24 protein-coding genes are annotated in these 24,558 nt (G+C 69.7%); 5 read left to right on the forward strand and 19 right to left on the reverse strand.

What is annotated here, in order from left to right:
* Positions 1-82: 82 nt before the first annotated feature.
* Together ACTRO_RS50295 and ACTRO_RS09130 are read left to right on the forward strand one after the other, a co-directional pair.
* Positions 83-211, forward strand: coding sequence for a hypothetical protein (locus ACTRO_RS50295; RefSeq protein ID WP_281177848.1), 129 nt, complete (start codon positions 83-85; stop codon positions 209-211).
* 296 nt (positions 212-507) lie between these two features.
* The gene (locus tag ACTRO_RS09130; RefSeq protein WP_034262735.1) at positions 508-2,991 is read left to right on the forward strand and encodes a glycosyl hydrolase family 95 catalytic domain-containing protein; all 2,484 of its coding nucleotides are present in this window, start codon (positions 508-510) and stop codon (positions 2,989-2,991) included.
* A 49-nt stretch (positions 2,992-3,040) separates the two neighbouring features.
* Here ACTRO_RS09130 and ACTRO_RS09135 read toward each other — a convergent pair whose 3' ends face one another.
* Complete coding sequence (locus ACTRO_RS09135) at positions 3,041-3,589, reverse strand: P-loop NTPase family protein (protein ID WP_051450553.1); 549 nt, start codon at positions 3,587-3,589, stop codon at positions 3,041-3,043.
* Positions 3,590-3,662: 73 nt separating this feature from the next.
* Here ACTRO_RS09135 and ACTRO_RS09140 point away from each other — a divergent pair, with 73 nt between their 5' ends.
* Entirely contained in the window at positions 3,663-4,184 is a 522-nt protein-coding gene (locus tag ACTRO_RS09140) for an NUDIX domain-containing protein (RefSeq protein ID WP_034262736.1), read from the forward strand.
* A gap of 14 nt (positions 4,185-4,198) precedes the next feature.
* Here the strand turns inward: ACTRO_RS09140 and ACTRO_RS09145 are convergent, their stop codons facing one another.
* Together ACTRO_RS09145 and ACTRO_RS43080 are read right to left on the reverse strand one after the other, a co-directional pair.
* Positions 4,199-7,171 (reverse strand): AfsR/SARP family transcriptional regulator, encoded by a 2,973-nt coding sequence (locus tag ACTRO_RS09145; RefSeq protein WP_034262739.1) that lies wholly within the window; start codon positions 7,169-7,171, stop codon positions 4,199-4,201.
* A 132-nt stretch (positions 7,172-7,303) separates the two neighbouring features.
* Positions 7,304-8,221, reverse strand: coding sequence for an ankyrin repeat domain-containing protein (locus tag ACTRO_RS43080; RefSeq protein ID WP_169739859.1), 918 nt, complete (start codon positions 8,219-8,221; stop codon positions 7,304-7,306).
* Between the two features lie 191 nt (positions 8,222-8,412).
* On the opposite strand from ACTRO_RS43080, the gene ACTRO_RS09155 reads away from it, so the two are divergent.
* On the forward strand, positions 8,413-9,510 hold the full coding sequence (locus tag ACTRO_RS09155) for a GH12 family glycosyl hydrolase domain-containing protein (protein WP_034262741.1): 1,098 nt from the start codon (positions 8,413-8,415) through the stop codon (positions 9,508-9,510).
* Between the two features lie 69 nt (positions 9,511-9,579).
* Here the strand turns inward: ACTRO_RS09155 and ACTRO_RS09160 are convergent, their stop codons facing one another.
* The 16 genes from ACTRO_RS09160 to ACTRO_RS09235 form a co-directional block, all read right to left on the reverse strand.
* Complete coding sequence (locus ACTRO_RS09160) at positions 9,580-12,339, reverse strand: fumarate reductase/succinate dehydrogenase flavoprotein subunit (protein ID WP_034262742.1); 2,760 nt, start codon at positions 12,337-12,339, stop codon at positions 9,580-9,582.
* A complete protein-coding gene (locus tag ACTRO_RS09165; RefSeq protein WP_245594329.1) occupies positions 12,336-13,121 on the reverse strand; it encodes an ABC transporter ATP-binding protein in 786 nt (261 codons plus the stop codon). The genes ACTRO_RS09160 and ACTRO_RS09165 overlap by 4 nt, the downstream gene beginning before the upstream one ends.
* Positions 13,118-13,978: an ABC transporter permease gene (locus ACTRO_RS09170; RefSeq protein WP_084316112.1), complete on the reverse strand. Its 861-nt coding sequence runs from the start codon at positions 13,976-13,978 to the stop codon at positions 13,118-13,120. The genes ACTRO_RS09165 and ACTRO_RS09170 overlap by 4 nt, the downstream gene beginning before the upstream one ends.
* Before the next feature lie 25 nt (positions 13,979-14,003).
* On the reverse strand, positions 14,004-15,392 hold the full coding sequence (locus ACTRO_RS09175) for an ABC transporter substrate-binding protein (protein ID WP_245594330.1): 1,389 nt from the start codon (positions 15,390-15,392) through the stop codon (positions 14,004-14,006).
* A 73-nt stretch (positions 15,393-15,465) separates the two neighbouring features.
* Positions 15,466-15,696, reverse strand: coding sequence for a 4Fe-4S dicluster domain-containing protein (locus tag ACTRO_RS09180; protein WP_034262743.1), 231 nt, complete (start codon positions 15,694-15,696; stop codon positions 15,466-15,468).
* On the reverse strand, positions 15,687-16,484 hold the full coding sequence (locus ACTRO_RS09185) for a GntR family transcriptional regulator (RefSeq protein WP_051450556.1): 798 nt from the start codon (positions 16,482-16,484) through the stop codon (positions 15,687-15,689). The genes ACTRO_RS09180 and ACTRO_RS09185 overlap by 10 nt, the downstream gene beginning before the upstream one ends.
* 318 nt (positions 16,485-16,802) lie before the next feature.
* Complete coding sequence (locus ACTRO_RS09190; protein WP_034262747.1) at positions 16,803-17,819, reverse strand: caspase, EACC1-associated type; 1,017 nt, start codon at positions 17,817-17,819, stop codon at positions 16,803-16,805.
* Positions 17,809-18,258: an effector-associated constant component EACC1 gene (locus tag ACTRO_RS09195; RefSeq protein ID WP_034262749.1), complete on the reverse strand. Its 450-nt coding sequence runs from the start codon at positions 18,256-18,258 to the stop codon at positions 17,809-17,811. The genes ACTRO_RS09190 and ACTRO_RS09195 overlap by 11 nt, the downstream gene beginning before the upstream one ends.
* A 31-nt stretch (positions 18,259-18,289) precedes the next feature.
* Positions 18,290-19,459, reverse strand: coding sequence for a hypothetical protein (locus tag ACTRO_RS09200; RefSeq protein ID WP_034262751.1), 1,170 nt, complete (start codon positions 19,457-19,459; stop codon positions 18,290-18,292).
* The gene (locus ACTRO_RS48800) at positions 19,456-20,367 is read right to left on the reverse strand and encodes a hypothetical protein (RefSeq protein WP_211244169.1); all 912 of its coding nucleotides are present in this window, start codon (positions 20,365-20,367) and stop codon (positions 19,456-19,458) included. Before ACTRO_RS48800 ends, ACTRO_RS09200 begins: the two co-directional genes overlap by 4 nt.
* A 123-nt stretch (positions 20,368-20,490) precedes the next feature.
* Positions 20,491-20,817 carry a DUF1048 domain-containing protein gene (locus ACTRO_RS09210; RefSeq protein WP_034262753.1) on the reverse strand — a complete coding sequence of 109 codons (327 nt, stop codon included), beginning with the start codon at positions 20,815-20,817 and terminating at the stop codon, positions 20,491-20,493.
* Between the two features lies 1 nt (position 20,818).
* A complete protein-coding gene (locus tag ACTRO_RS09215) occupies positions 20,819-21,175 on the reverse strand; it encodes a DUF1048 domain-containing protein (RefSeq protein WP_034262754.1) in 357 nt (118 codons plus the stop codon).
* Complete coding sequence (locus ACTRO_RS09220) at positions 21,172-21,498, reverse strand: PadR family transcriptional regulator (protein ID WP_034262756.1); 327 nt, start codon at positions 21,496-21,498, stop codon at positions 21,172-21,174. The genes ACTRO_RS09215 and ACTRO_RS09220 overlap by 4 nt, the downstream gene beginning before the upstream one ends.
* Positions 21,499-21,606: 108 nt before the next feature.
* The gene (locus tag ACTRO_RS09225; protein WP_157436003.1) at positions 21,607-22,272 is read right to left on the reverse strand and encodes a hypothetical protein; all 666 of its coding nucleotides are present in this window, start codon (positions 22,270-22,272) and stop codon (positions 21,607-21,609) included.
* A gap of 226 nt (positions 22,273-22,498) precedes the next feature.
* Positions 22,499-22,900: a GntR family transcriptional regulator gene (locus ACTRO_RS09230; protein WP_157436006.1), complete on the reverse strand. Its 402-nt coding sequence runs from the start codon at positions 22,898-22,900 to the stop codon at positions 22,499-22,501.
* On the reverse strand, positions 22,897-23,808 hold the full coding sequence (locus ACTRO_RS09235; protein WP_034262760.1) for a hypothetical protein: 912 nt from the start codon (positions 23,806-23,808) through the stop codon (positions 22,897-22,899). The genes ACTRO_RS09230 and ACTRO_RS09235 overlap by 4 nt, the downstream gene beginning before the upstream one ends.
* 42 nt (positions 23,809-23,850) lie before the next feature.
* Here ACTRO_RS09235 and ACTRO_RS09240 point away from each other — a divergent pair, with 42 nt between their 5' ends.
* A complete protein-coding gene (locus ACTRO_RS09240) occupies positions 23,851-24,519 on the forward strand; it encodes a hypothetical protein (RefSeq protein ID WP_034262761.1) in 669 nt (222 codons plus the stop codon).
* Positions 24,520-24,558: the final 39 nt, after the last annotated feature.

Here is a 24,558-nt window from a genome sequence, read left to right on the forward strand (position 1 = left end):
CAGAAGACCCCTTCGTGGGTGAGGGAAATCAGCGGCCGATGGCCATGTGAGCGCTCACAATCGTGATGGAGAGCTGACCGCTGTGGAAGAGCTGGGGTATCGGCTGATGACGATGCCTGCGAACCCGGGCGCTGTCAACGACGGCGGGCGCGAGGCATTGAAAGCCACGGTGGCGGGCACTGTAAATTTCACCCGGCCGGACATCCGATGAAGCCGTCTGCCTGCACCTGCGGCAGAAGCGAGGTCGCAGGGCTCGTTGTCACCTCAGCGTGAGACTTTCACGACTAAAGGCCCGATCTTCGCCCTCACGGTTCCTTGGCGAGGGGAAAAAGACCTGTGACTGACCAGATGGGACGGCATCTCATTTCCGAATTAGCTTGAATCATGGGATGACTCGGCCGCGATTGTTTCGAGCGGACCCTAGACACGACGCAGGGCGGGCGCTAGAAACACCTCCGATGTATCGCCGCGCGGCGACCCCACTCGCTCGATCATGCGGAGGATCAATTGACCAGACGAGTAAGACCTCGTCATCGCCTACTCGCCGCCGTGGTGGCGCTCGCCGTGAGCGTGCCGCTTTCCGCGGCCACGCTCACCTCGACCGCCACGGCCGCCACGACGACCACTGCGTGGCAGAACGGCGCCTTCAACCTGGATGTCGCGGGCGTCGTCTCGCGCTCGGACATCGTGCTCGGTGAGCCGAACACCGCCGCCACCCAGTCGCTGCCGCTGGGCAACGGATCCCTGGGTGTGGCCGCGTGGGCCGCGAACGGTTTCACCGCCCAGCTCAACCGCAGCGACACCATGCCCAACCGCCTCTCCCCCGGTCAGGTGAACATCCCCGGGCTGTCCACGATGACCTCGGCCTCCGACTTCACCGGGCACCTCGACGTCTACCGCGGCGTGCTCGACGAATCCGGTGGCGGGATGACGATGCAGGCCTGGGTGCCCAAGGGCAAGGACGAGCTGATCATCGCCGTCACCGGGGCCAACCCGAACACCGCGCAGTCCGCCACACTGAACCTGTGGTCCGGGCGATCCCCGGGCACGAGCAGCTCCGGCGCGTACGCCGCGTTCGCCCAGACCTGGACGGACAACGTCACCAACGGCGGATCAGGGCTCACCTTCGGCGCCATGGCCGCGATCACCGCCGGGGCGCGCAGCGTCACCGGATCCGTGGTCAACTCCACCCAGGTCAAGGTCACCTTCACCCCGAACACCGACGGCTCCTACCGCATCGTCGTCGCCGCACCCAAGTGGACCGGCGGCACCGCGATCACCGCTGCGCAGTCGCTGATCGGCTCCGACACCACCACCTCCGCCCCGAACCTGCTCGCGTCGCAGGCCTCTGCCTGGCATTCCTTCTGGGGCAACGCCGGACTGATCGAGGCCACCTCCTCGGACGGCACCGCCGCGTACATGGAGAACCTCAGGACCCTGTACCTCTACGACGAAGCGGCCTCGATGAAGTCCGGGACCTACCCCGGCAGCCAGGCCGGCGTCGCGGACATGTTCAACTTCAGCGAGGACCACCAGGACTGGTTCCCGGCCGGCTACTGGGGCTGGAACCTGCGCGGCCAGATCGCCGCGAACCTCTCCTCCGGCGGCTACTCCCTGAACGTCCCCGTCTTCGACATGTACCTCAACGCCCTGCCGGCCATCGAATCCTGGACCAAGGCGCAGATGAGCGGTAAATCAGGGGCCTGTGTCCCGGAGACGATGCGGTTCAACGGAAACGGCTACATGGAAGGCGGCGCGATCACCTCCGACGCCTCCTGCGCCACCGCCTCCAGCCCCGGCTGGAACGCGCTCGACATCTCCACCGGCGCCGAGATGGGCATGTGGATCTGGCAGCAGTACCAGGACACCGGCTCGCTCAGCTTCCTGCAGACCTACTACCCGGTCATGGAACAGGCCGCGATCTTCCTGCTCGCCTGGCAGACCAAGGGCTCCGACGGCTTCCTGCACGACACCGCCAACGCCCACGAAACCCAGTGGGCCGTGACCGACCCGACCACCGACATCGCCGCCGAGCAGGCACTGTTCCCAGCCGTGGTCACCGCCGCAGGACTCCTCGGCACCGACACTTCGCTCGTGAGCCAGCTCAAGACCGCCGAAGGCGAGATCCAGCCCTACCCCCGCACCGACGCGTCGACCAAGAAGAGCCTGCTCAACTCCCAGCCCACCTCCGCATCCGCGGTCGCCACCATCGACGCCGCGGGCAGCGACGTCATCGCAGACTCCTACCAGCCCTCCGCGGCCCTGCACAACGGCGAGAACATCGGCCTCGAACCGCTCTGGCCCTGGAACGTCATCGGCGACGCCACCACCGTCAACGGCGACAACCTCACCGCGCTCGAGAAGCGCACCTTCACCAACCGGCCCAACAAGGCCGGCCACGACTGGAGCTTCGACGCCGTCGACGCCGCACGGCTCGACGACGCCACCGACTTCGCCTCCAGCCTGACCACCCTCACCGAGAACTACCAGGTCTACATCAACGGCCTGGGCGAGGTCTCCAGCAGCACCGTCGGCGACGAGGGCTACATCGAGCAGATCTCGACCGTCGCCACCGCGATGGACGAAGCCCTGGCCACCGACTACGACGGCACCATCCGCTTCGCCCCCGCCTGGCCCTCCACCTGGACCGGCTCCGGCACCGTCTACATCCAGGGCGGGTCGAAAGTCGACGTGCAGGTGGAAAGCGGCACCCTGGCCACCGCAGCGATCCAGGCCGGAACCACCACCACTCTGAACGTGCGCAACCCGTGGTCGGGCCAGCAGGCCGAGGTCGTCAACGGCTCCACCGGCGCCGTCGTCCTCGCCGCCACCACGGCCTCCACACTCAAGTTCGCGGTCACCGCCGGTTCCACCTACCTGGTCGAGCTGGTCTCCAGCCCGACCACCTCGATGACCTACGCCCAGGTCACCGGTTCCCAGCCCAGTGCCTACAAGACCCTCGGCGGCAAGGTCCAGATCGGCCTGCCGTAGCAGCACCTCGCCACAGCACCCTCCGTCCGTAGGCGGGCAGCCAGCTCGCCTACGGACGGACTTCGGCGAAGCCGGGGTGGGGCGGACGTGGGGCGTCGAGCAAACCGGTCTCGGCCAGAATGCGTTGCACCGTCTCCTCAGCCCGGCTTTCCAGTCCGATGATCCGTTCATCGTGGCCGGACAGCAGGTCCTTCTCCCGGTACCACCCGCGCATGTCCTCCGGCGACCAGTCGGCGCAGTTGCTCTTGGTCCAGTGCCGCTCGACAGTGGCCTCGTACGGGATATCGAAGTAGTACCCGAAGGTGGGCCCCGTGTGCTCGCGGCGGAGGGAGTCAAGCATCCGGCCGTAATGCGAGGCGTACAGAATGCCTTCGAGCACGACGTGTACGCCCTGGTCCAGCAGGTGCTTGGAGATGATACCGATCAGGTCGACGTTGATCGCGCCGGGCAGATCTCGTTCCCTGACGATCTCGCGGCGCACGACATCCTGCGGGATGATCGCGATCCCGCGGCCATACGCGGCTCGCAAGCCGGCGGCGACGGTGCTCTTCCCGCTTCCGGAGTTGCCGCGAAGTGTGATCAGCAGAGCGGTGGTCACGTGTACTTCCTTGCGCTCGAACCGGCACGGACCGTGAGAGCACGGCAGCACCTTCAACTCTAGACTCGGCTGGATGTCGCGCCTACTCGGAGAGATCCACCACGCGGAGGGCCTTGACCTGGCCGCCGGCGTCGTCGAGCGCACCGCCGTGCGCGCCATCGTCCTGCGTGGCCGCGAGCTGCTCCTGCTGCACTCGCCGCACAATGCCGACTACAAGTTCCCTGGTGGCGGGGTGGAAACCGGCGAGAGCGACGACGATGCGTTGCGCCGCGAGATGTTGGAGGAGTGCGGGGCAAACGTCACTGCCATCCTCGAGCCGTTCGGCGAGATCGTCGAGTATTCAGCCACGGTCGAAGCTCAAGCCGCCGTGTTTCGCATGGTCTCGCGCTACGTGCGCTGCGAGGTCGACGACAGGTTCGGGCAGCAGAACCTTGAGCAGTATGAACGAGACCTCGAACTCGCGCCGGTCTGGGTCGATGTCGCGGATGCGATCCGCTTGAACGAGGCGATTCAGCGGGAGCGTGGCGCGCACGCAGCGCGCTGGAATCGGCGCGAGACCTTGGCTTTGCGGTCGATCGAGCGCGAGCTGCTGTAACTCGGACCTTGCCGTCAGCAGTCGTGCAAGAGCGTCTCCGCCTCATCGATGTGCTCGTCGCCGAGCATGTGGAAGAGCCGGCAGGCTTCTTCGAGGTGGGCGCGCGCCGCCGGGCCCCGGTCGGAGGCGATCAGGGCGCGGCCGAGGTCGAGGCGGATCAGCGCCTGCGTATGGAAGTCGTCCGCCTCCAAGGACTTCGCCAGTCCCTGCTCGAACCAGGACACTGCCTCAGCAGCCTGGTTTCCCCGCAGGTATTCGGCGCCGATGCCGTGCGCGGTCATGCCGGTCCCGCGCACGTCGCCGACCTCGATGCGGATCGCCATCGCCGCGGTCAGGTAGCCCAGCGCCTTGTCGGGGCGGCCGGCGAGCGGGACGATCTGGCCCAGATTGCTCAGCGTCATCGCCTGACCGGGCAGGTCGCCGACGCGGACCTGGAGCGCGAGGGAACGCTCGAGGAACCCCACCGCCTCGGTCATGTCCTCGCGGCGATAAGCCAGGACGCCGAGGTTGTTGAGCGTCAGTGCCTCGCCGGCCGGGTCGTCGATCGACTGGCGGAGCACCAGGGCTTGGCACAGCACATCTTCGGCCTCCCCGAGCTTCTGCATCTCGATGTAGGCGGTGCCGATGCCGTTGAGCACCCAGGCCTCGGCCAGCCGGTCCGCCGCCGCGCGCGCTGCGGTCAGACCGTGGCGGTGTACGCCGAGCAGCGGCTCCCAGCGGCGGCGCACGGACATCGGACCCCAGGCCGCGACGGCTATCCGCCAGGCGTGTGCGAACGCGCCGATCGCGAGCGCGTGGGATGCCGCGGCGCACACGTTGAGGTGCTCGAAGTCGACCCAGGCGAGGGCGTCCGAGCGGGACTCGAAGCCGACGTCCGGCGGCAACGGTGCGGCTTCGGCGGCCATGCGCCGGCGCTGCGGGGTCGCGACGAGGTCCGCCGTGTACACGGCGTGCGCGTACCAGGCGACGACCCGCTCGAAGCCGACGTCCGGCGGCGACGGTGCGGCTTCGGCGGCCATGCGCCGGCGCTGCGGGGTCGCGACGAGGTCCGCCGTGTACACGGCGTGCGCGTACCAGGCGACGACCCGCTCGACGGCGTCGCCGCGGACCTGCTCGTCGAGGCGCGCTTGAGCCTGCTCGGCGGCGAAGACCCGCAGCAGATCGTGCAGCCGATACCGGCCGGCTGCGGGCGATTCCACCATGTGCCGATCGACCAGCCGTTCGAGTACGCACTCTGTCTCGGCCGGCCGGCGGCCGAGCAGGGCGGCTGCGGCGGGAAGCGAGAGGTCCGTGCCAGACCACAGACTCAGCAGGCACAGCGCGGTCGCCGGGTCGAGCGCGGAGACCGGCGCGGAGACTGCCGCGGCCTCGAGCTGCTCGAAGCCGACTTCGAAGCAGGCCCGGACGTCGAGATCGCCGGAGGCCAGCGCGTCGAGCCGGCCGCGCTCGTCGGCCAGGCGGTCCGCCAGGTGCCGGATCGGCCAGGCCGGCCGGGCGGCGAGCCTGGTTCCGACGATCCGGACCGCGAGCGGCAGTCCGGCGCAGGCGCGCGCGACGGCGTCGACGGCCTCGGGCTCGGCCGCCACCCGCGCCTCGCCGGCCAGCCGCGCCAGCAACTGGCGGCTCTCGGCCTCGGTCAGGCCCTCGAGTTCGACCGTCGTGGCGCCGTCGATGCCCGCCAGCGACGTGCGGCTGGTCACCACGACCGCCGAGCCGGGGCCTGTGGGCACCAGGTCGCGCACGTCCTTCGAGTCGCTGACGTCGTCGAGCAGGATCAGCAGCCTGCGCCCGCTCGTGGCCGACCGGTACGCGCCGGTCAGGTGGGCCGCGTCGGCGGGCTGGGCTTCGGTCCGCGTCCCGAGGGCGGCGAGGAAGCCCCGCTGAACGTCCGCCGGTGACACCGCGTCAGCCGCGACACCGGCCATCGAGGCGAACAGCTGGCCGTCGGGGAACCGGGAACGCAGCCGGTTCGCGACGTGGACGGCGAGCGCCGTCTTGCCGACACCGCCGGGGCCGGTGACCACGAGGATCCGCGGCGCCTCGTCGTCCGGGTCCAGCAGTTTCGCGATCAGCCGGGCGTCGTCCTCGCGGCCGGAGAAGTCGGCGGTCGCGGCGGGCAGCTGGGCTGGAGCCGTGTACTGCTCGTCGTGGACATCAGGCTTCGAGGGCGCGGCGGGGGCGGCCGATGCGGTCGGGGCCGGGGCTGAGGTGACGGCGATCGGCGCGGCGCGGCCGCGGTGTTCGAGGCTCGGATCGGCGTCGAGTATGCGCTCGTGCAGATTCCGCAGAGCCGGACCGGGCTCGACCCCGATCTCGCTGCTGAGCAACGCGCGTACGCGCTGGTAGACGGCCAGGGCCTCGCTCTGCCGGCCGGTCCGGTAGAGCGCCAGCATCATCTGTGTGGCCGGGGTCTCGCGGAACGGATGCTCGGCCATGAGGCCGGCGAGATCGGTGACGACGGCGGCGTGCGCGCCGAGCTGGAGATCGGCTTCGATGCGCGCCTCGACGGTCTGCAGCCGCGCCTCCTGCAGGCGGTGGATCTCCTCGCTCCACGCGGCCGGCGGATCGAGGTCGGCGAGCGGGTCGCCCCGCCACAGCGCGAGCGCGGCCACGCAACTGGCACGGGCCTGGTCCCAGGCTCCTGCCTCGGAATGCCGACGCGCGGCGGTCCGGAACCCCTCGAACTGCGCCACGTCGAGCTCCGCGTCGTGCACGACGGCGAGGTAGCCCGGCGACCGGGTGAGGATCCTGGCTGCGGCGGCCGGTCCGAGCGCGCGCCGAAGCCGCATCGCGTAGCTGTGCAGGGTGGTGTCGGCGCAAGCCGGCGGGTCTGTGTTCCAGACGAGGTCGGCGAGGCGGGAGAGCGAGGCGACCCGGTTCGGTTCAAGCAGCAGCGCCGCCAGCAAGGTGCGCTGCCGCAGGGAGGAGATCCGCCGTTCCACGACGTCGTCGTGGACGAAGACCGTTCCCAGTAAACCGAAGCGCATTCAGGACCTCCCGCCGCAAAGGCCTCCCGTGGACCCCCGAGTCAGTTTGCTCATCACCGGGAGAGCGGGTCAATAGGTCTGGACCAATTGATGGCGGCGTCCGGCGTGCGCAACCGGTCCGGGCAGGCTCGGCTACCGCTTCAACTCACGGTTCAGTTCCTCGAGCAGGTCGACGATCTGCAGCCTGCTGAAGCCTTCCGGCATCGTCCGCGTGGTGCCGTACGCGAGTTCGACGAGGGCAGCTCGTGCGCAGCCCACCTCCTCCGAAGTCGCATCGAGCTCGTGCCACGATGCCGTGCTAGCCGGGCTGCCTCCCTCGCGCAGCCTCTCCGCGAAGGCGAGCGCCGCCTGCCCCTCAATGCCCGTTCGCGTGCTCCATTCGCGCTCGCCGAGGTCGTCCATCGCGATGTCGATGACGCTCGCCAACACCTTGAACATCCGGGGATCACAGGTCATACGGACGGCCGTGGCAGTGAGACGCAGCGCGGTGCGATTGATCGGCACGTTGTCCAGGCCGGCTCGATTCCGGCCCAACATGAACTCCATTCTCTGCCGCTGCCATCCGCGGGCCAGCTCGAGCGCCGTCATGCCGTCGGCGCTCACCGCGTCGATCGCCGCGCCGGCGTGAAGCAGAACTCCGACGGTCCGGCTCTGACCGCGCTCGACCGCGTGCATAAGCGCGGTGCGCCCCTGCGTGTCCGACGCATCCACGTCGGCGCCGGCCTGCAGAAGCACGTCGACCGCAGCATGATCGCCCAGGCGGGCGGCAATGATGATCGCGGGCGTCCCGTCGGTTCGGCACTGGTCCGGGTCCGTGCCCAGCTCGATGAGCATGCGCAACACCGCAGGAGCTGCGCATCTCATCACTCCGATGATCAGCGGAGTCTCGTCGTCCGGAGCCGGAATGCTCTCCTCGCGTAGCAGCGTCTGCAGGGTCTCCAGAGCGGCCGGCGTCGGATGGTACACGCAGTCGTCCAAAGCTCGCGTCAGCATTCTCCTCCTGGCCGCGATCTGCTGGTCCGGCGCGGCGGGTACGTTGGAATTCTCCATGGTCGACATCTTGAGGCATCCGACGCCGCTTCGACGCCTGAAGCTTTCACCCGCAGCCCCCGGCGCCACTGCGGTGAGCTGCCCGAAAGCGGGCTCACTGCGGCCTTTTCGCAGGTATCTGTGACAAGCCGGGTGGCCGTGCTTAGCGTGACGGGCAGGCGGCTCGCCGCAGGCCGCGAAGGAGGCTATCCGTGGCAAGATTCTCTCGCGCTACCAGCATCGTGATCTCAGTGCTCTTAGGGCTGGGGTCCCTCACCCTGGCCACCAGCGCCCAGGCGGCCACCACGCAGCTGTGCCAGGAGCAGTCCGCGCCTGCGGTCAGCGGTGTCTACAACGTGCAGAACGACGAGTGGGGGTCGGGCGCCGCCGAGTGCATCACCACCGACGGCAACGCCGACTTCACCGTCGGCAGCTCGGCAATCGCCAACGCGACGAACGGCGCGCCCGGCGCCTACCCGTCCATCTATCAGGGCTGCCACTTCGGTGTCTGCACCTCGGGCGGGCTGACCTCCACTCCGGTCCAGGTCTCGAGCCTGACGACCGGCAAGGTCACCTCGAGCTGGTCCACCACGCAGCCCGGGGGCAGCAACGACTACGACGTCGCCTACGACGTCTGGTTCAACCACACCGCGACCACGAACGGCCAGCCCAACTGCACCGAGCTGATGGTCTGGCTCAACCACAACGGCCCGGTCCAGCCGTACGGCACCCAGGTGGCGACGGGCGTCAGCGTCGGCGGCCGGAGCTACAACGTCTGGGAGGGCAGCCAGTGGTTCGGTAACACGGTCTCGTACACCATGACCACTCCGGCCACCTCGGTCAGCGGGCTCGACTTCGCGCCGCTGGCCCAGGACGCGGTCAGCCGCGGCTACCTGTCCAGCTCCTGCTACCTCATCGACATCGAGGCCGGCTTCGAGATCTGGCAGGGCGGGGCCGGGCTGGCCACCAACTCGTTCTCCGTGGCCGTGAACGGCGCCGCGCCGGTCCCGCCGTCCTGCACCGTGGCCTACACGCTCAACAACAGCTCCAACGGGTCCATGCAGGCCAACGTCATCGTGACAGACACCGGCAACAGCCCGCTCAACAGCTGGAAGCTGACCTGGACCTACCCCGGCGACACGAAGATCACCAGCATGTGGGCGGGCACGTACGCGCAATCGGGCGCCGCGGTCACGGTGACCAACGCGTCTTACGACGGGACGATCGCCCCTGGCGCCTCGGTCGAGGTCGGCCTCAACGGCACGTATACGAGCAATGACGCGGTGCCGACCAACATCACCTGTAGCTGAGAGCCCTGATTCAACTCTCTGAATCGCGCCCTCGACCCTGCCGCTGCAGCGGGGTCGAGGGCGCCTTTCTCACGCCGGAGAGATCACGCGACGCACGTAGGCGCGCACGTCGGCGTCCGAGTCGTCCGCTGCCTTGGCCAGCGCCTGGTCCACGTCGGCGCGGCCCGCTCGGGGTGTCAGGGCTATGACTGCCGCTTTACGCACGTCGGCGTGCTCGTCCCGGAGCAGCGAGGCCAGCGCGTCAGTTGCCGCTGAGTCGAACTCGGAGCCGGACGCCGCGCCGCCCAAAGCCATGGCAGCCCCCTTACGCACTTGCCACGCCTCGTCCTCGGCGGCCGCGACCGCCGCGGTGGCGAGCTCAGGGTCCGTGACCAGACTCGACGCGGACTCCAGGGCGGCCGCACGCACCAAGTAGTCCGGGTCGCGCGCGAGGCGGGCCAACGGTTCTGCCGAAGCGGGGTGGCCGATCGTGCCGATTCCCTTGGCGGCTGCTATTCGGACGTCGCGGTCAGGGTCCGTGATCGCCGCGGCCAGCGCCTCGTGTTCGTCGAGTGAGACCAGCGCGTGCACAGCCGCAGCCCGGACTCGTGCCTGCTCGTCGCGCAACGCCGCAGCGAACAACGCGCGGTCGCCCATGCGCAGCGCCCGCAGGACGTCGACGACCACGGCTCTGACGTACGGGTCCGGAAGACGGAGCGAGTCAGTAAGGGCACTGACGAGATCGGGCGAGGGAGTCAGCACCTCGACCAGTTCCGTCAGGCCGGCTGCGGCAGCGCGCCGGACGGAGCTGTCCTCATCGCCGAGTAGCGTCGTCAGCAGCCGGCCGGCCTCCGGTGGCACGGTCTCGGTAAGCACACTGATGACGGCTCGGCGCACTTCCGGCGCGGGGTCGGCGAGGTAGCCGGCCAACTGCCCAGATCCGGCCTCCTCCTCGGCGAGGGCCAGCAGAGCCAGGATGCGCGCACCGCTCGGCAGGGCGGGCGCGTCGCGCCCGACGCTCTCCTCGAGCCGAACCGCCTGTACCGGCGTCCCCGCAGCGCTTCCCGCGCGGGCAACGTCGAGTCCTGAAACGATCGGCCCGAGGACACGGACCGGCCGGTCCGGCTGTGGCTCGTACTCTTCGACCGGCACGAGGTAGGCGGCCACCGGACGTCGGAGGAACTCCATCCGGCCATCAGGGTCCTTGCGCAGGTTGAGGTGGTCGAGCCACTCGGCGTCGTCCTGCTCAGGGATGTCCGCGCGCTCGTGGTAGAGGCCCCAGCGGCTCTCCGTACGCACGAGCGAGGACTGCGCCGCCATCATCGCGCAGTCCAGGATGAACCCGACCTCGGCGCAGCGCATGAGCTCGTGCGGGGTGCGGGCGCCCATCGAGGCGACCTCGTCGGCCATCCGCTCGAAGGTCTCGACCGCGATCCCCAGCTTGCGGCCGGTCTTGGGCGGCGCGACGTAGTCGTTCACGAAGCGGCGCAGCTTGTACTCGACCTGCGGCTGCGGCGGACCATCGGGGTTGCGCAACGGTCGGTAGATCAGCTCGTGGGCGGCGGCGACCTGCTCCTCCGGCAGTTCCGCGGGCACAGGGCCGGCGGAACGGACCAGGTGCGCGGCATGCTGGCCGGCGAGGTCGCCGAAGACGAACGCGCCGATCATGTAATTGTGCGGGACGCAGGCCAGGTCGCCCGCCGCGTAAAGGCCGGGCACCGTCGTGGCCGCGTTCTCGTCGACCCAGACCCCTGATCCCGAGTGGCCGCCGCACAGGCCGATCTCGGAGATGTGCATCTCGATGTCGTGGGTCCGGTAGTCGTGCCCGCGGTTGGCGTGGAAGGTGCCGCGGGTGGGCCGCTCGGTCGTGTGCAGGATGCCTTCGAGTGCTTCGATCGTGCTCTCCGGCAGATGGCTGACCTTCAGGTAGACCGGCCCGCGCGCGGACTCGATCTCCCGGGCGACCTCCGCCATCATCCGGCCGGACCAGTAGTCGCAGTCCACGAAGCGCTCGCCGCGGCTGTTGACCTGGTAGCCGCCGAACGGGTTGGCCACGTACGCGCAGGCCGGGCCGTTGTAGTCCTTGATCAGGGGATTGATCTGGAAGCACTCGATGCCGCTGAGCTCCGCGCCCGCGTGGTACGCCATGGAATGGCCGTCGCCGGCGTTCGTCGGATTCTCGTAAGTGCCGTACAGATAGCCGCTGGCCGGCAGACCGAGCCGACCGCTCGCGCCGGTCGCCAAGATCACGGCGCCTGCCGACACGGTCACGAAGGCGCCGGTCCGAGTGTCGAACCCGGCGGCACCGAGCGCGCGGCCTTCCGCGGTGAGCACCCGCACCGGCATGACCCGGTTCTCGATCCGGATCAGCTCGCGCATCGAGCGTTCGCGCAGCACCCGGTAAAGCACCTTCTTGACATCCTTGCCCTCCGGCATGGGAAGGACGTAGCTGCCGGAGCGGTGCACCTTGCGCACGGCGTACTCGCCGTATTCGTCCTTCTCGAACTTCACGCCGTAGCGCTCAAGGCGTTGCACCATCTCGAAACCGCGGATGGCGGTCTGGCGCACCGTGCGCTGGTTGACGATGCCGTCGTTGGCGCGGGTGACGTCGGCGACGTACGTGTCCGGGTCGGCCTTGCCGGGGATGACGGCGTTGTTCACCCCGTCCATGCCCATGGCAAGGGCACCGGAGTGGCGCACGTGCGCCTTCTCGAGAATCAGGACACGTGCGCCCTCGTCGGCAGCGCTGAGCGCGGCCATGGTTCCCGCGGTGCCGCCGCCGATCACCAGCACATCGCACTCCAGACGGGTGCGATCATCGATCGACGGGGTCGTGAGGTGGCTCGTCATGGTTTCTCCGGCTCGAGTGCGTCAAGGATCTGCTCGCGGGCCTGCTCACGCGCGACGTCCTCGACGCGCGGGCTCGGCACTCGGACCAGGTCGCGTACGCCGCGCCGGCCGAGCACGACGATCCGATCGCCGAGGGCGAGGGCCTCGTCCACGTCGTGCGTGACGAACAGGACGGTCGGCGAAGACTCCTGCCACACCGTGACGAGCAGGCGGCGCATCGCGGCGCGGGTCGCGGGATCGAGAGCGCCGAAGGGTTCGTCCATCAGCACCGTCGGCGGGCCGCCGATCAGCGCGCGGGCCAGCTGGACCCGTTGCCGCATGCCGCCGGACAGCTGGCGGGGCAGGTGGCTTTCGAAGCCTGCGAGGCCGACCTGCTCGATCCAGCTTCGTGCCTGCTCGTCGCGCTCGAGTCGCGAATGCCCCTTCACCGTGAGGGGGAATTCGATGTTGCGCCGCACGTCGAGCCACGGCAGCAACGCATCCTCTTGGAAGATCATGGCGCGATCCGGGCCGGGGCCGGTGACAGGGCTGCCGTCCACGGTGATCCGGCCGCCGCCGACCGGCAGCAGGCCCGCGACGCCGCGCAGCAGCGTCGACTTGCCGCAACCCGACGGTCCGACCACGACGAGGATCTCTCCGGGCGCGGCCTCGAGGTCGACATCGGCCAGGACCGTGCGTCGGCCGTAGCCGAGGCTGAGGCGCTCAAAGCGGATGTGCGAGCCGCGGCCCGCGGTGTCGCGGCCGTCGGCGAGTGCGGCCGGGCCGCTCAGCGTCGCGCTCACCGCTGTGCTCCTTCCTCGCGCGGCAGCCATCGGGTCGCCCGGCGTCCGGCGAGCTCGACTGCTCCCGAGGTGATGCCGCCGAGCAGCCCGATGGTCAACATGCCGACGACCACGCCGGGATAGTCGATCACTGTGTAGGCCTCCCAGGTGCGGTATCCGACCCCGTATTGGCCCGAGATCATCTCCGCGGACACGACGCAGATCCATGCGACACCCATGCCGACCGAGAGCCCGCCGAAGATTCCGGGCAGCGCGCCCGGCAGTACGACGCGGCGCAGCACGGTGTACCTTCCGGCGCCGAGCGTCCGCACTGCTTCCTCGACCGTGACCGGCAGAGCCCTGACGGCGTGGCGGGTGGAGACGAAGATCGGGAAGAAGGCCGCCGTGGTCGTGATGGCGACCATGCCCTGCTCGTTGCTGGGAAAAGCCAGGATCGCCACTGGAACCAGCGCGATCGCCGGGATCGGCCGGACGACTTCGAGGATCGGCTTGAGCAGGTCCTCGGCCACCCGGGAGCGGGCCACCGCCACGCCCGCCGCAACGCCGAGGACGCCGGCGATGCAGAAGCCGAGGACGATGCGCAGCAGGCTCGCGCCGAGGTCCTGGTAGTACTGCCCGGTATGCAGCTGCCGCCAGAACTCCGAGGCGACCGCCGTGGCCGAGGGCAGGTTGCCGAAGCGGATCCAGACGGACGCCTGGTGCGTGGTCAGCAGCTGCCAGAGCAGTACGGCCGTCACCAGCGAGGCGATGCGCACGCCCCAGCGTGCCGGGCGGCCGTAGCGGCTGCGGACGCGGTGCTCGGGCAGCGGATCGCTCGCCGCCGGAGCCCAGTCGAGTTCGGGTGATGCAGTGGTCATCGAAACCGTCTCCTCGTCGGCGGTATCAGGCCAGCGCGACCGCGTCGGTGTAGCTGACGATGGACGTGCCGGGGTGCGCGCTCACGTAGCTCGCGGCGGCGGAACGGGTCGTGAACGGCAGGTACCGGTCGTTGGCCGCGGCTGAGGGATCCAGGACCCAGATATCGTCCTCGGCGAACCAGCGGGTGCCGATCTGCGCGTCCGGAACGTACGCCGCCCGCACCTTCTGGCCCTCGGCCTGGGCGGTGCGGATGAAGCGCAGCAGGCAGGTCGGCGTCGCGGCCGGGTGGGTGGAGTCCTCGCCCTGCAGCCAGACCTCGCCGGCTGTCGCCTGATCCGTCACCGGGATGCCGCACGCCGAGTCTGTCCCGGTGATCGTGCTCGGATTCGTGGTGGAGGACAGTTGCGCCGCGTACCCCGTCCCGTAGGCCTTCTGCACGTAGCTGCTGTCGATGAACGAGTTCAGGTTGATCGAGTTCAGCACTCCGATGGAGCTGAGGAACGGCACGTCCTGGCGCATCGCAGAGGTCAGCTGCGGCTTGAGCGTCGGATCGAAGGTCGCGATGCCGTCGGGGCCGTTGTAGAGGTAGACGACCTCGGGCGCCAGACCGGTCGCGGAGGCCACACTCTGCGCGGCCTGCAACGGGTGATTCCAGATGTACTGGGTCGCCTGGATCTCGGCGCGCAGAAAGGCCTCGACGATGTCGGAATGGCTCTTCGCGAACGCGTTGCGCACGACGACGCCGTGCAGCGTCGGCACGTTCAGCGCGCCGCCGTCGTAGAGCACCTGTGCCTGTCCGGAAAAGACGAGCTGTCCGGGCCACGCGATGAACTGCGATAGCGCCGCGACGCTGCCGGCCTGCAAAGCCGAGGAGCCGACCGAGGGCTGCTGGTTGACCACGTGCACCGCGTTCGCGGGATCGAGCCCGGCCTGCCGCAGCGCCTGGACGAGGGTGCCGTCCGCGGCGGAGCCCACGCTCGTCGACACGTTGCGCCCGGCCAACTGCGCGACCGACTGCACACTCGAGCCGGGCTTGACGACGATCATGTTGAGCGAGCCGCGCAGGTTGTAGCCGGTCGTCGCGATCATCGTCGTGGCCGTGGACGCACCGGTCTGGGCCTTGGCGCCGTTGATGAGCAAGGGATAGTCGCCCATCGAGCCGATGTCGATCTTCCCGGCGATCATCTGGGTCGTGATCGGCGCTCCGGTGTCGTAGGCCTCCCAGTCGACCGTGTACTTCTTGCCGGTCGTGCGGCCGAGCTGGTGGAGCTGCTGCTCGAAATAGCCGAGCGAGCGCAGCAGGGTGCCGGCGTTGACCGTGTCGATGGTGTTCGGCTGGTAGCCGATCACCACGGTGACCGTGTTGCCGGAGCCGCCGCTGCAGCCGGCAGCCGCCGAGGGCACCGCGAGCACGAGCGCCAGCGGGATTATCAGGGGTTTTATTCTGGACCGGAGGGACCGGAGGGTGAGACGCACCGTCGACCTTTCAACGCAGCAGGTAGGGCATGTTGACCGTGACCGCGCCGGTGGGACATCGGGCGGCGCACGGACCGCAGTACCAGCATTCGTCGACGTGCATGAACGCCTTGCCGGTCTCGGGATCGATGGCCAGCGAGTCGAGCGGGCAGACCTCGACGCACAGCTTGCAGCCCTCGATGCACAAGGACGCGTCGATCGTCACCGGGACGTCGCTGCGCGAGTTCTCAATCAGCGGCACGGGTCTTCTTCCCCCGGGGAGGTGAGGTGCGGACGGGAGAGCAGGCCGTTCATCCGCACCCGGTCGCCGCGGAAGCGGATGTACTCCAGGTCGACCGGACGGCCGTCCTCGAGGTGGGTCAGGCGCTCGACCATGAGCAGCGCCGCGCCCTCGGGGAGCTGGAGCAGCGCGGCCGAGTGCGGATCGGCGTTGACGGCCTCGAGACTGATCTCGGCCGTGCCGAGCCGCTGGCCGCAGAGTTCTTCGATGAGCACGAAGACGTCGTTGGCCGCCAGGTCCTCGGCCAGCACGGCCTCGCCGACGTCAGGGTGCAGATAGGTCAGGTCCAGCGAGAGGACCAACCCGTTGAGACTGCGCAGCCGCTCGAGGTAGACGACCTTCGTCGGCTTCGCCAGGCCGAGCCGGCGCGCGACGGCCGGCGGCGCCGCGACGGACCCGGCGGAGCGGATCTCGTTGCTCACCCGGCCGTGCCCGACCAGCGTCTCGCCGAGCCCCAGCAGGGTATTGAGACCGTGCGGGTACTTCTCGCAGACCACGAACGTGCCGATGCCCGGCACCCGGTCGACCAGACCCTCGTCCCGGAGCAGCCCCAGCGCCTCGCGGACGGTGTTGCGCGTCGTGTCGAACTCCTGGATCAGCGCGTTCTCGACCGGCAGCGTCCCCTCGCGCAGCGCGCCGTCCAAGATCTGCCGGCGCAGCACGTCGGCGATCTCCCGCGCCCGGTCCGCGCGCCGCCTGCGCTGCGGGGCCAGGGGTGTGCTCATCGATGACGCCCTTTCATTCCTCATTCACGAGGGGCATTGAACAGCCCGCTCGGCTTCGGAACGGAGGTTAGCAACGACGCAAGAGAATGTGTGTTTCCCTTGAGTTACGCCACCCGGGGGCCGTCTCATCTTCCGCTGGTCAGCGGCGATGGCGGGGTGGCCGGGAATATGCCGGTGTTCCGCCAGTACGTGCACACGGCGAGATGCATTCTCTATTTGCTGGGTCGTCAGAATATTTCTGTGTACGAGATATTCGGCGGTCAGCGGATTCCGGCGGCGATGCCGCCACCGCTTCGCCGTTCAACGCGCACCGGCCGGTGCAATCCACACCGCAGCAGCGCGCTAGCCGCGCAGCCTCTGCAGCGTCGAGCGCGCCTGGCTGACGTCGGCGGGGCGGCAGCCGGAGAGATCGCCCGAGAGCAGGATCTCAAGACTCTGCCGCGCCTCGTCCGGTCGGCCCGCGACGCTCAGCCAGTTCGCGGCGGTGTATGCGTAGTCGAATACGTCGGCCGGATCGGCTCCGGCCGCCTGCCGGGCGTCGGCGACGATGCCCGTGAACGACTCCGCCGCTTCCTCGGGCCGGCCGGAGTTCCCGAGCAACTGGGCGTATCGCGCGCGCTTGCGCAGGCCGGCCGGGGTGAGCCCGGTGCCGTGGGCACGGTTGGGCGCCAGCGCTATCCATCCGCTCTCGTCCACCGTGCGCTGATGCGGCGTGAGCCGACCGTCCGGCGCGTGCCGCAGCTCCACGACGAGCCGTTGATAGATCGTGTGCAACTCCAGGGATCGACGGTCCTCCGGGATCCCTTCGTGCAGGAGGCGCAGGAGCCCGCCGGTGAAGACCGTGTGCCGTCGCTCGCCTTCGACCAGTGCCTTGTTCTTGGGGCCGACCGCCGTCAGGAGGTGCATCTCGGCCGCCGCCGGCTCGCGCATGGCCAGGCCGGCGAAGCAGCAGTCGAGGATGACCACGACCCGGCACCGCGACCTGCCGTGCGTGACGGCCTGAAGCTGGGCCAGGACGTCGGCGAGGGCGAGTCCGGTGCGGTCGCGGTGGCCGCGCTGGTCGATGGACCCGGTGAGCGCCAGGTAGAGGCGCCCGTCATGATCCATGCCGTGTCCGGTGTAGTAGAACAGCAACCGGTCGCAGGGCTCTTGGACGGCGATCGCGTCGAGAACCGCCGTGCCCTGCTGGGGATCGATGACGCAGCGGACGGCGCCCTCGTCCACGACGCCGTCCGGCCCGGTCAACGTGCTTGCCAGATCATTGATGTTGTTGACGGCCTGTTCCACGTTCGGCAGGCCGCCGGTGTGCTGCGACGTGCCCACCAGCACGGCGCGCCACTCGGGCCGATCAGCCGGCATCGGCGCCGTCGTCGGGAGCGGCGAGCTCGCTGCGCACGGGCCCGGCCGCCCCGCCGCCCGCGTCGGGCCGGAAGAACTCCGTCAACCGCGGGACCAGCCGCTGCGCCGCGGCCTCGTCGGCGGCCTTGATATGCAGGCTCGAGCCGTCGGCCTTCGTGGCCGTGACGTCGACGACCCCGTTCTTGAGGCGCTCCTTGAGCCAGTCCACCACGACCTTCGCCAGCGGCGTCAGCGCGGCGAGCACCTCGACCGCGTCGGCGACGCCGCCGAGCTCGCCGGGGCCCGGCTCGCGCGTGCGCACGCTGGCGACGGCCTCGACGTCGTCGTTCTCCTCGATCCACTCGGCGAGATCGCGCAGCGCCTCCGCCGCCTCCATCTCGTCCGGCCCGCTCCCGGGCGCGTCATCCGGACTGCCGCCGGTGAAGACTATGCGATTCACGGGACTCCTGTTCGCTCTGTGTCGGTCGGACTCAGCCGAAGCGGTCCTTGTCCAGGCCCGGATCCGGGAACGACGGCTCGGTCGCGCGCTGCGGCGTCTCAGAGTACTGGCGAACGGGGTCGAAAAGCTCTTCGTGCCCGGCCCGGTGGGTCGGCATCCTCATCACGGCGCGCGCCTGGAAGGGATCGACGAGGTCGGCGAGCACCTGCTCGGCCGGCGCGAGGGCGGTCGGCGGCACGCCCTGGGCATAGGTGGCCGCGAGCCAGTCCGAGTTGAGCGCGTTGAGGTTGGAGACGGCGGTCCTGCCCTCCTCCCCGACCGGCCGCATCGCGACGGCGCCGCCGCCGGGTGCCATCGCCGTGGCGGCGAACTGGCCGAGGTAGTCGGGCAGTTCCCCTTCGGCGGCGAGCGAGACGCGCACCCGGTAGCAGGGGCCGACGTACCGCTGGCGCTCCAGCGCGTAGCGCGGGGTGACGTCCTTCGCGAACGGATCGGCCTGTGCGGGCGCGTTGAAGATGATGTCGCCGTTTCCCGGCCGACCCAGGTACGCGTACTCCTCGGCGAGATCGGCCACCGCCTTGCGGAACGACAGGTCGATCGGGAAGGGCACGAAGCAGATGCTCAGCGCCGCCCGGTACGGCAGCTGCGCGAGGGCGCGCAGCAGCTCCTCCCAGTCGGACCGGCCGGGCCCGAACTCCCCGAACGCCAGGCCGACCCGGCGCCCGGTCTCGGTCCGGGTGATCTGCGCCCACGTCAGCCGTTTGCGGATCTCGACCAGCCCCCGGGCCGCCGGGGTGAAGGGCACCATCCAGCTGTGGATCTCGGTCTCGGCCTCGATCTCCTCGCCGCGCACGTGCGGCGGCAGCTGGGCCAGCCGCGCCACGGCCTGCCCGGCCCGCGCCCGCGCGGCCTCGGCGGTCGGGCCGCCGGCCCGGGTGAGCACCGCGCACTCCAGCCGGCCGGAGGGCGGCCGGCTCAGATACCTGATCTCGAAGGCCGTCCCGGCCTCCGGCGACCACTGCGCCGACAGCCACGCGCCCTCGGCCTGGGCCAGCCGCTCCTCGCGCTCCGGCGCCGACACGTCCAGGTAGTTGTGCGCGGAAGTGAGCCCCAGCACGGGTTTGAGCCGCAGGCCGGACCAGGCCCACCAGCCGCCGGCCCCGCCGGCCAGCAGGACGGCGGGGCCGGCGGTCGGGCTCATCGCGACGGGCCGGGCTGCGGACCGGCGGGCGCCGCCGGCTGCGGAGCCGCCGGCACCGGGGCGGACGCGGGGGCCGACGGAACCGGGGCGGACGCGGGAGCCGCGACGGCGAACGGCTCGATCTTCGGCAGCCCCCGCGGGAAGCCGTAGTCCGGCCCCACGACCTCGTGCAGCCGAGCGCTGGTGACGCCTTCGCGGCAGGCCGCGTGGACGGCCTCGCGCATGGCCCGCGGGCGGTCCGTGCGCAGCATGACCCGCACGCCGTCCACCACGCCCAGCATCGAGCCGATGCTGTCGGTGACCATGCGCCAGATCATCGCGGCGCCCGACCGGCGCCGCCACATGTTCCAGCCCAGGTACAGGCTGCTGCCGTACGGGAAGACCGTGACGTACACCGAGTACTGGCCCTCCTTGAGCTCCAGCACGTTCTTGACCGAGCGGGAGGCCGGATCGGCGTAGATGCGCCGTTCCCGCGGCTGGATCGGCATGAAGCGCCGCGCCAGCACGCCGTTGACCTTGCTGTAGACCGAGTCTGCGTACTGTCCGCGGTCGACCAGCAGCACCCGCCACTCCGCGATCGGCTCCTGGATCTTGGCGAACAGGATCAGCACCCAGAAGATGATGCCGGACCCGAAGAACCCGATGGCCAGCAGGCCGAAGTCGGGCGAGCCGCCGTCGATCGCGCTGCTCGAGCTGTTCGACATCGACTGCGGGCCGCCGGTGAGGATCCAGAGCACCACGAAGACGATGAAGAACACGAACGAGACGAACCACGCGCGGAACCACAGCAGCAGGATCGCCCGGAAGGAGACCGAGTCGTCGAGCGATAATTCCATCGGCTCGTGACGGAGTGTCTTCTCCAGATAGACTCCGTCGACGTCTGGTCCGGGCACGCTCGTATCACTCATCTGGAACCCCCTCCATATGATCACTGACAGTCGTCAACTGTACGGCATCCGCTACCTCGCCTGGTCATCGTTATGCGATCGATATGCAGGGGCTCGCAGGAATCTGCGACGTGACGGCCGGCCTCAGGCCTCGTCCTCGGCGGACCCGCCTTCGGCAGACTTCTGATAGAGGTCCGCATAGGTCGGCGAGTCCTTGATCAGGCCGTCACAGAAGGCTGCGACGTCGGCGCCGGTGAGTTCGAGGACCCCCTTGCCCTCCGCGACGCCCTCTTCGAAGAAGTCGACGATGCCGGGGAGCAGGCTCTCGCCGGTCAGGCTGACCGGACCGACCTTGAACAGGTACCGCTGCATCTCGTGGTAGACGATCCGGTAGTCCGGCGGAAGCGCCTTGACCCGGGCCACGTGCGCCCGCCACTGCTTCTTGCCCTCGATGATCTCTTGGATGCCCACGTCAGTCTCCTAGCCGGCTCAGTTTCCGGGCGACGTTGCGATTGAGCTGCTCGCGCCAGCGGTCGCGATAGGTCCGGGCGCCCTCTCCGCCGGCCAGCGCCGCGCAGAAGCCCGGGATGTCCTCGCCGAGCACCTCGGAGATGCCCTGGCCGTCCGCCGAGGCCTCTTCGAGCAGCGCGAGCGCGGCGTCGACGATCGGGGTCAGGTTGCGGCCGGTGAAGCCGCCGTAGGGCATCAGGTGGGCCACGATCTGCGCCCAGGCCGCCTGATAGTCGGGCGGCAGCGCCTGCGCCCGGGCTTCGAAAGCCTTCCAGTCCCGGGTGAGATCGCTGCCCGTGACGGTCTCCCAGATGTTCATCTGCCGCCCTCCTTGAGGCTGTCGATACGTGTGGAGACGTACTGCCATTTCGCCCAGAACGTCGCGAGCTCCGCGCGCCCGGCGTCGTTGAGCGTGTAGAACTTGCGCGGCGGGCCGACCTCGGAGGCCCGCTTCGCCACCTGGACGAGGCCGTTGCGCTCGAGCCGCAGCAGGATGGTGTAGACCGTCCCCTCCACGACGTCGGTGAAGCCGAGCCCGTTCAGGCGGCGGGTGATGGCGTAGCCGTAGGTCTCCTCGCCGCCGATGATCTCCAGCACGCAGCCTTCGAGCGTGCCCTTGAGCATTTCCGTCAGTCCCTCCATCGCGGCTCCTCCTGGGTCCGCCGGTACTCCGTACTACCGAGTACCACTATACGGTGTCACCGAGTAGATGCAAGCGACTGGGGTGGCGAACCTCGGAAACCGCGGGATTCAGCGGGCGGACGCGCCCCTGCGCCACCGGGGACCGCGCCGCGCGAACGCCGCGAGCGTGGTCGCGCCGACTGCGGCGAAGGCGAAGACGAACACTCCCCGGGTGATGCCCGTCGCGTACGATCGCGCGTCCTGGATCGTCGCGCCGGCCGTGCACATCCCGGCCCCGGCCGAACCGCCGAGCACGCTGAGGGCCAACCACAACCGTGGCCGGCGGACCCGAAGCGGAGAGATGTCGAGAGTGCCGAAGAGGGCGTACAGGATGGCCACCAAGCCGAACGGGAACAGCGCGATGCCGATGTCGTCGTAACGGCCCAGCGGTGCAGAATCTTCGCTGTAGAGGATCTCACCGTCCGGTTGACGCAGCGCCTGAGCCTGATTCCTCCACACGAGCACCCGGACGGACGCTCCCGCGGTCAGGCCGGAGGCCCAGCTGTAGTGCAGGTACGAGAGAGTCTGCCCCCCGGCACCCAGCCGGACATCGGTGGAACCGCCTTTACCGACGACGACACTACTGACGGTCTCCTGTTCCCACCCGATGCAGTTGCCGACAGGTGTCGTGCCCGGCGCGCAGGACGGAGCTGCCGCGAAGGCCGTAGCCTGAGCGGCGTTTCGATCCGCTGCGATCATCTCGAAGGAGCCGAGCACGATGGCGGCGGCGAACAAGACCGCGAACACGCCGCGGAAGACCCATCGGCCTCTCACGCTGAATGTCCATGCTTTGGGCCGCTCATCCGACCCGAAGTCGGCAGGCACGCGAATCCACTCCCCCATGATGAGACGGACTCAATCTAGACCGAAGACGGCCCGCACACCATGGTTCACAGGGGCCTGATCTCAATCACGGATCCGGCTCGGCTGCGAACAAGGCACGGCTGGAGCGTCACGAGCGTCACACCGAGTGCTGGGCGAGCGCGGTGCGGAGCGCGGCCAGGGCCGCGTCGTCGGTGAGGCCGAGTTGCCGGGCGGTGGCGGCGAGGTTGTCGGCGGCCGTGGAAAGGGCCTGATAGCGCGCCTGCTCCTCTTGGCCGGACTCGGTCTTCGCGCAGACGAAGGTTCCGCGCCGGCCCTGCCCGGTGATCAGCCCGGCCTGCTCCAGCTCCCGGTAGGCGCGCGCGATCGTGCCGCCGGCCAGACCGAGATCGGCGGCGAGCTGCCGCACCGGGGGCAGCCGCGTCCCGCCGGCGAGGACGCCGGTCGAGATCAGGCCGGCCAGCTGCTCCCGCAACTGTTCGTACGGCGGAACCGGGCTGGACAGGTCCAGCCGGAGGATCGGCGCGGACTCGGCGGTCATGCGCCGACCACGCCGCCGGCCACGTCGGCGGTGACGCGGGCGAGGCGGCGGGCGCCGAGGACGCTCCAGGCCAGGATGGCCGCGACGGCCAGACCCAGGCCGGTCCACAGCATGATCCGCGACGCCAGATATGCGGCGCCGCCGTTCACTCCGGGCACGGCGAGCCCACCGCTGGCCGCGATCGTCAGCGCGGCCAAGGCGAGCAGTTCGATGCCGATCATGGCGCCCGCGCCGGCGCGTCCGATGCGGCAGCGCAGGCGCTCGTCCACGACCGGGTCGTCGGCGAGCGGGGGAAGCAGCGTGATCCGACGCGCCAGCAGGGTTCCGGCCACGATTCCGCATGCGGCGACTGCGGCGAGTGGAACGCTCGTCGCCGCCGCCGGCCAGGAGAGAGAACCACCTGGGATGGTGAACTGCTGCCCAGCGACGTCCGGACTCCACGGCAGGTAGTGCACGCGGGGCAGCACGGCGAACAGAAGGGGCGTCAGGATACAGAGCACGCCGGTAACGACGCTGACCCACACCGCCCAGCGCGGCAGGTATCGGTTGGACTCCCGGCTGACCACGAGCGCGGTCCGCACCGGCCCGCTCGGCACGGGCACCGACAGCAGCTCCCGCAGCACGCCGAAGAGGTACCCGATGGCGACGAGAGCCGGTGCCACAAGGCCTTCGGCGTACCAGATCGCGACCACTCCGGCCGCGGCTCCCGCGGCGAGGCCGGTGAGCCGGCCGTGCCGCGCCCGGCGTGCCACGGCGCCGAGCCCGTCCGCGGCGTCGCGCCGGCTGCGGCGGGTGGCCCACCAGACGGATACGCCCACCAGCAGCGCCGGTACTCCCACGTAGACCACGGCGAGCGCGGTACGGAACCACAGCAGCGCCGTGAAGAGGCTTGTCCCCTGCGAACCCATGCCAGTAATGTATCACTCAGTCGATACAAAGTGGAGGCAGTCATGCAACGACTGGGCACGCCGTCGTGGCGCCTGAGTGTGCACGCTGACTCGTCGTCGGTCCGCTTCGCGCTCTACCTTCGCGACCGCTTCGACCTACCGGTGCCGCCCTCCCCCGACGCGCCGCCGCGTGACGAGCGGGTGTCGCGTGACGAGGCGGGGCTTCCGGATGCCGACCGCCGGGAGGCTGGTCCGCAGTGGCTCGCCTGGTGGCGCCGGCTGGTGGATGCCGAGTTCCGGGTGCATGCGCCGATACCTCCCGACGTCGAGCCGAGCACACTTGCGCGCGAACGGATCGCCGAGCGGCAAAGCGTCTACGATCCGCCGTCTTTCGAAGCGCTCCGAGCGAGCCCGGTGCTGCGAGCCGCGGCACTCGCCCTGTTCGATGCCGAACACGGACCGGCAACGTCGTCAGCCGCTGTGCCGCGACACCGAGACGGCCCGGAAGGGTTCGCTTGGAACCTCACCCGGGACGTCGCCACGGCACTCGCCGCCGAGCACGGTGTGAGCCCTGACCGCCTCGACGCAGCCGTGCTGTTGATCGACGTGCCAGGGCACTGGTATCACATCCCCCGGCCCGGCACCGCGGTCTGCACAACCGGCGTCGCCACCGACCCGTCCGCAGCGGAAAGCCTGCTTCGCGCAGTGTTCACCTCCAATCTCGGGGCTTGAAGATCGATTACCGGGTAGGCTCAAGGGAACGCTGAGGCC

It is taken from the genome of Actinospica robiniae DSM 44927, assembly GCF_000504285.1.
In the GTDB taxonomy this organism is placed as follows: domain Bacteria; phylum Actinomycetota; class Actinomycetes; order Streptomycetales; family Catenulisporaceae; genus Actinospica; species Actinospica robiniae.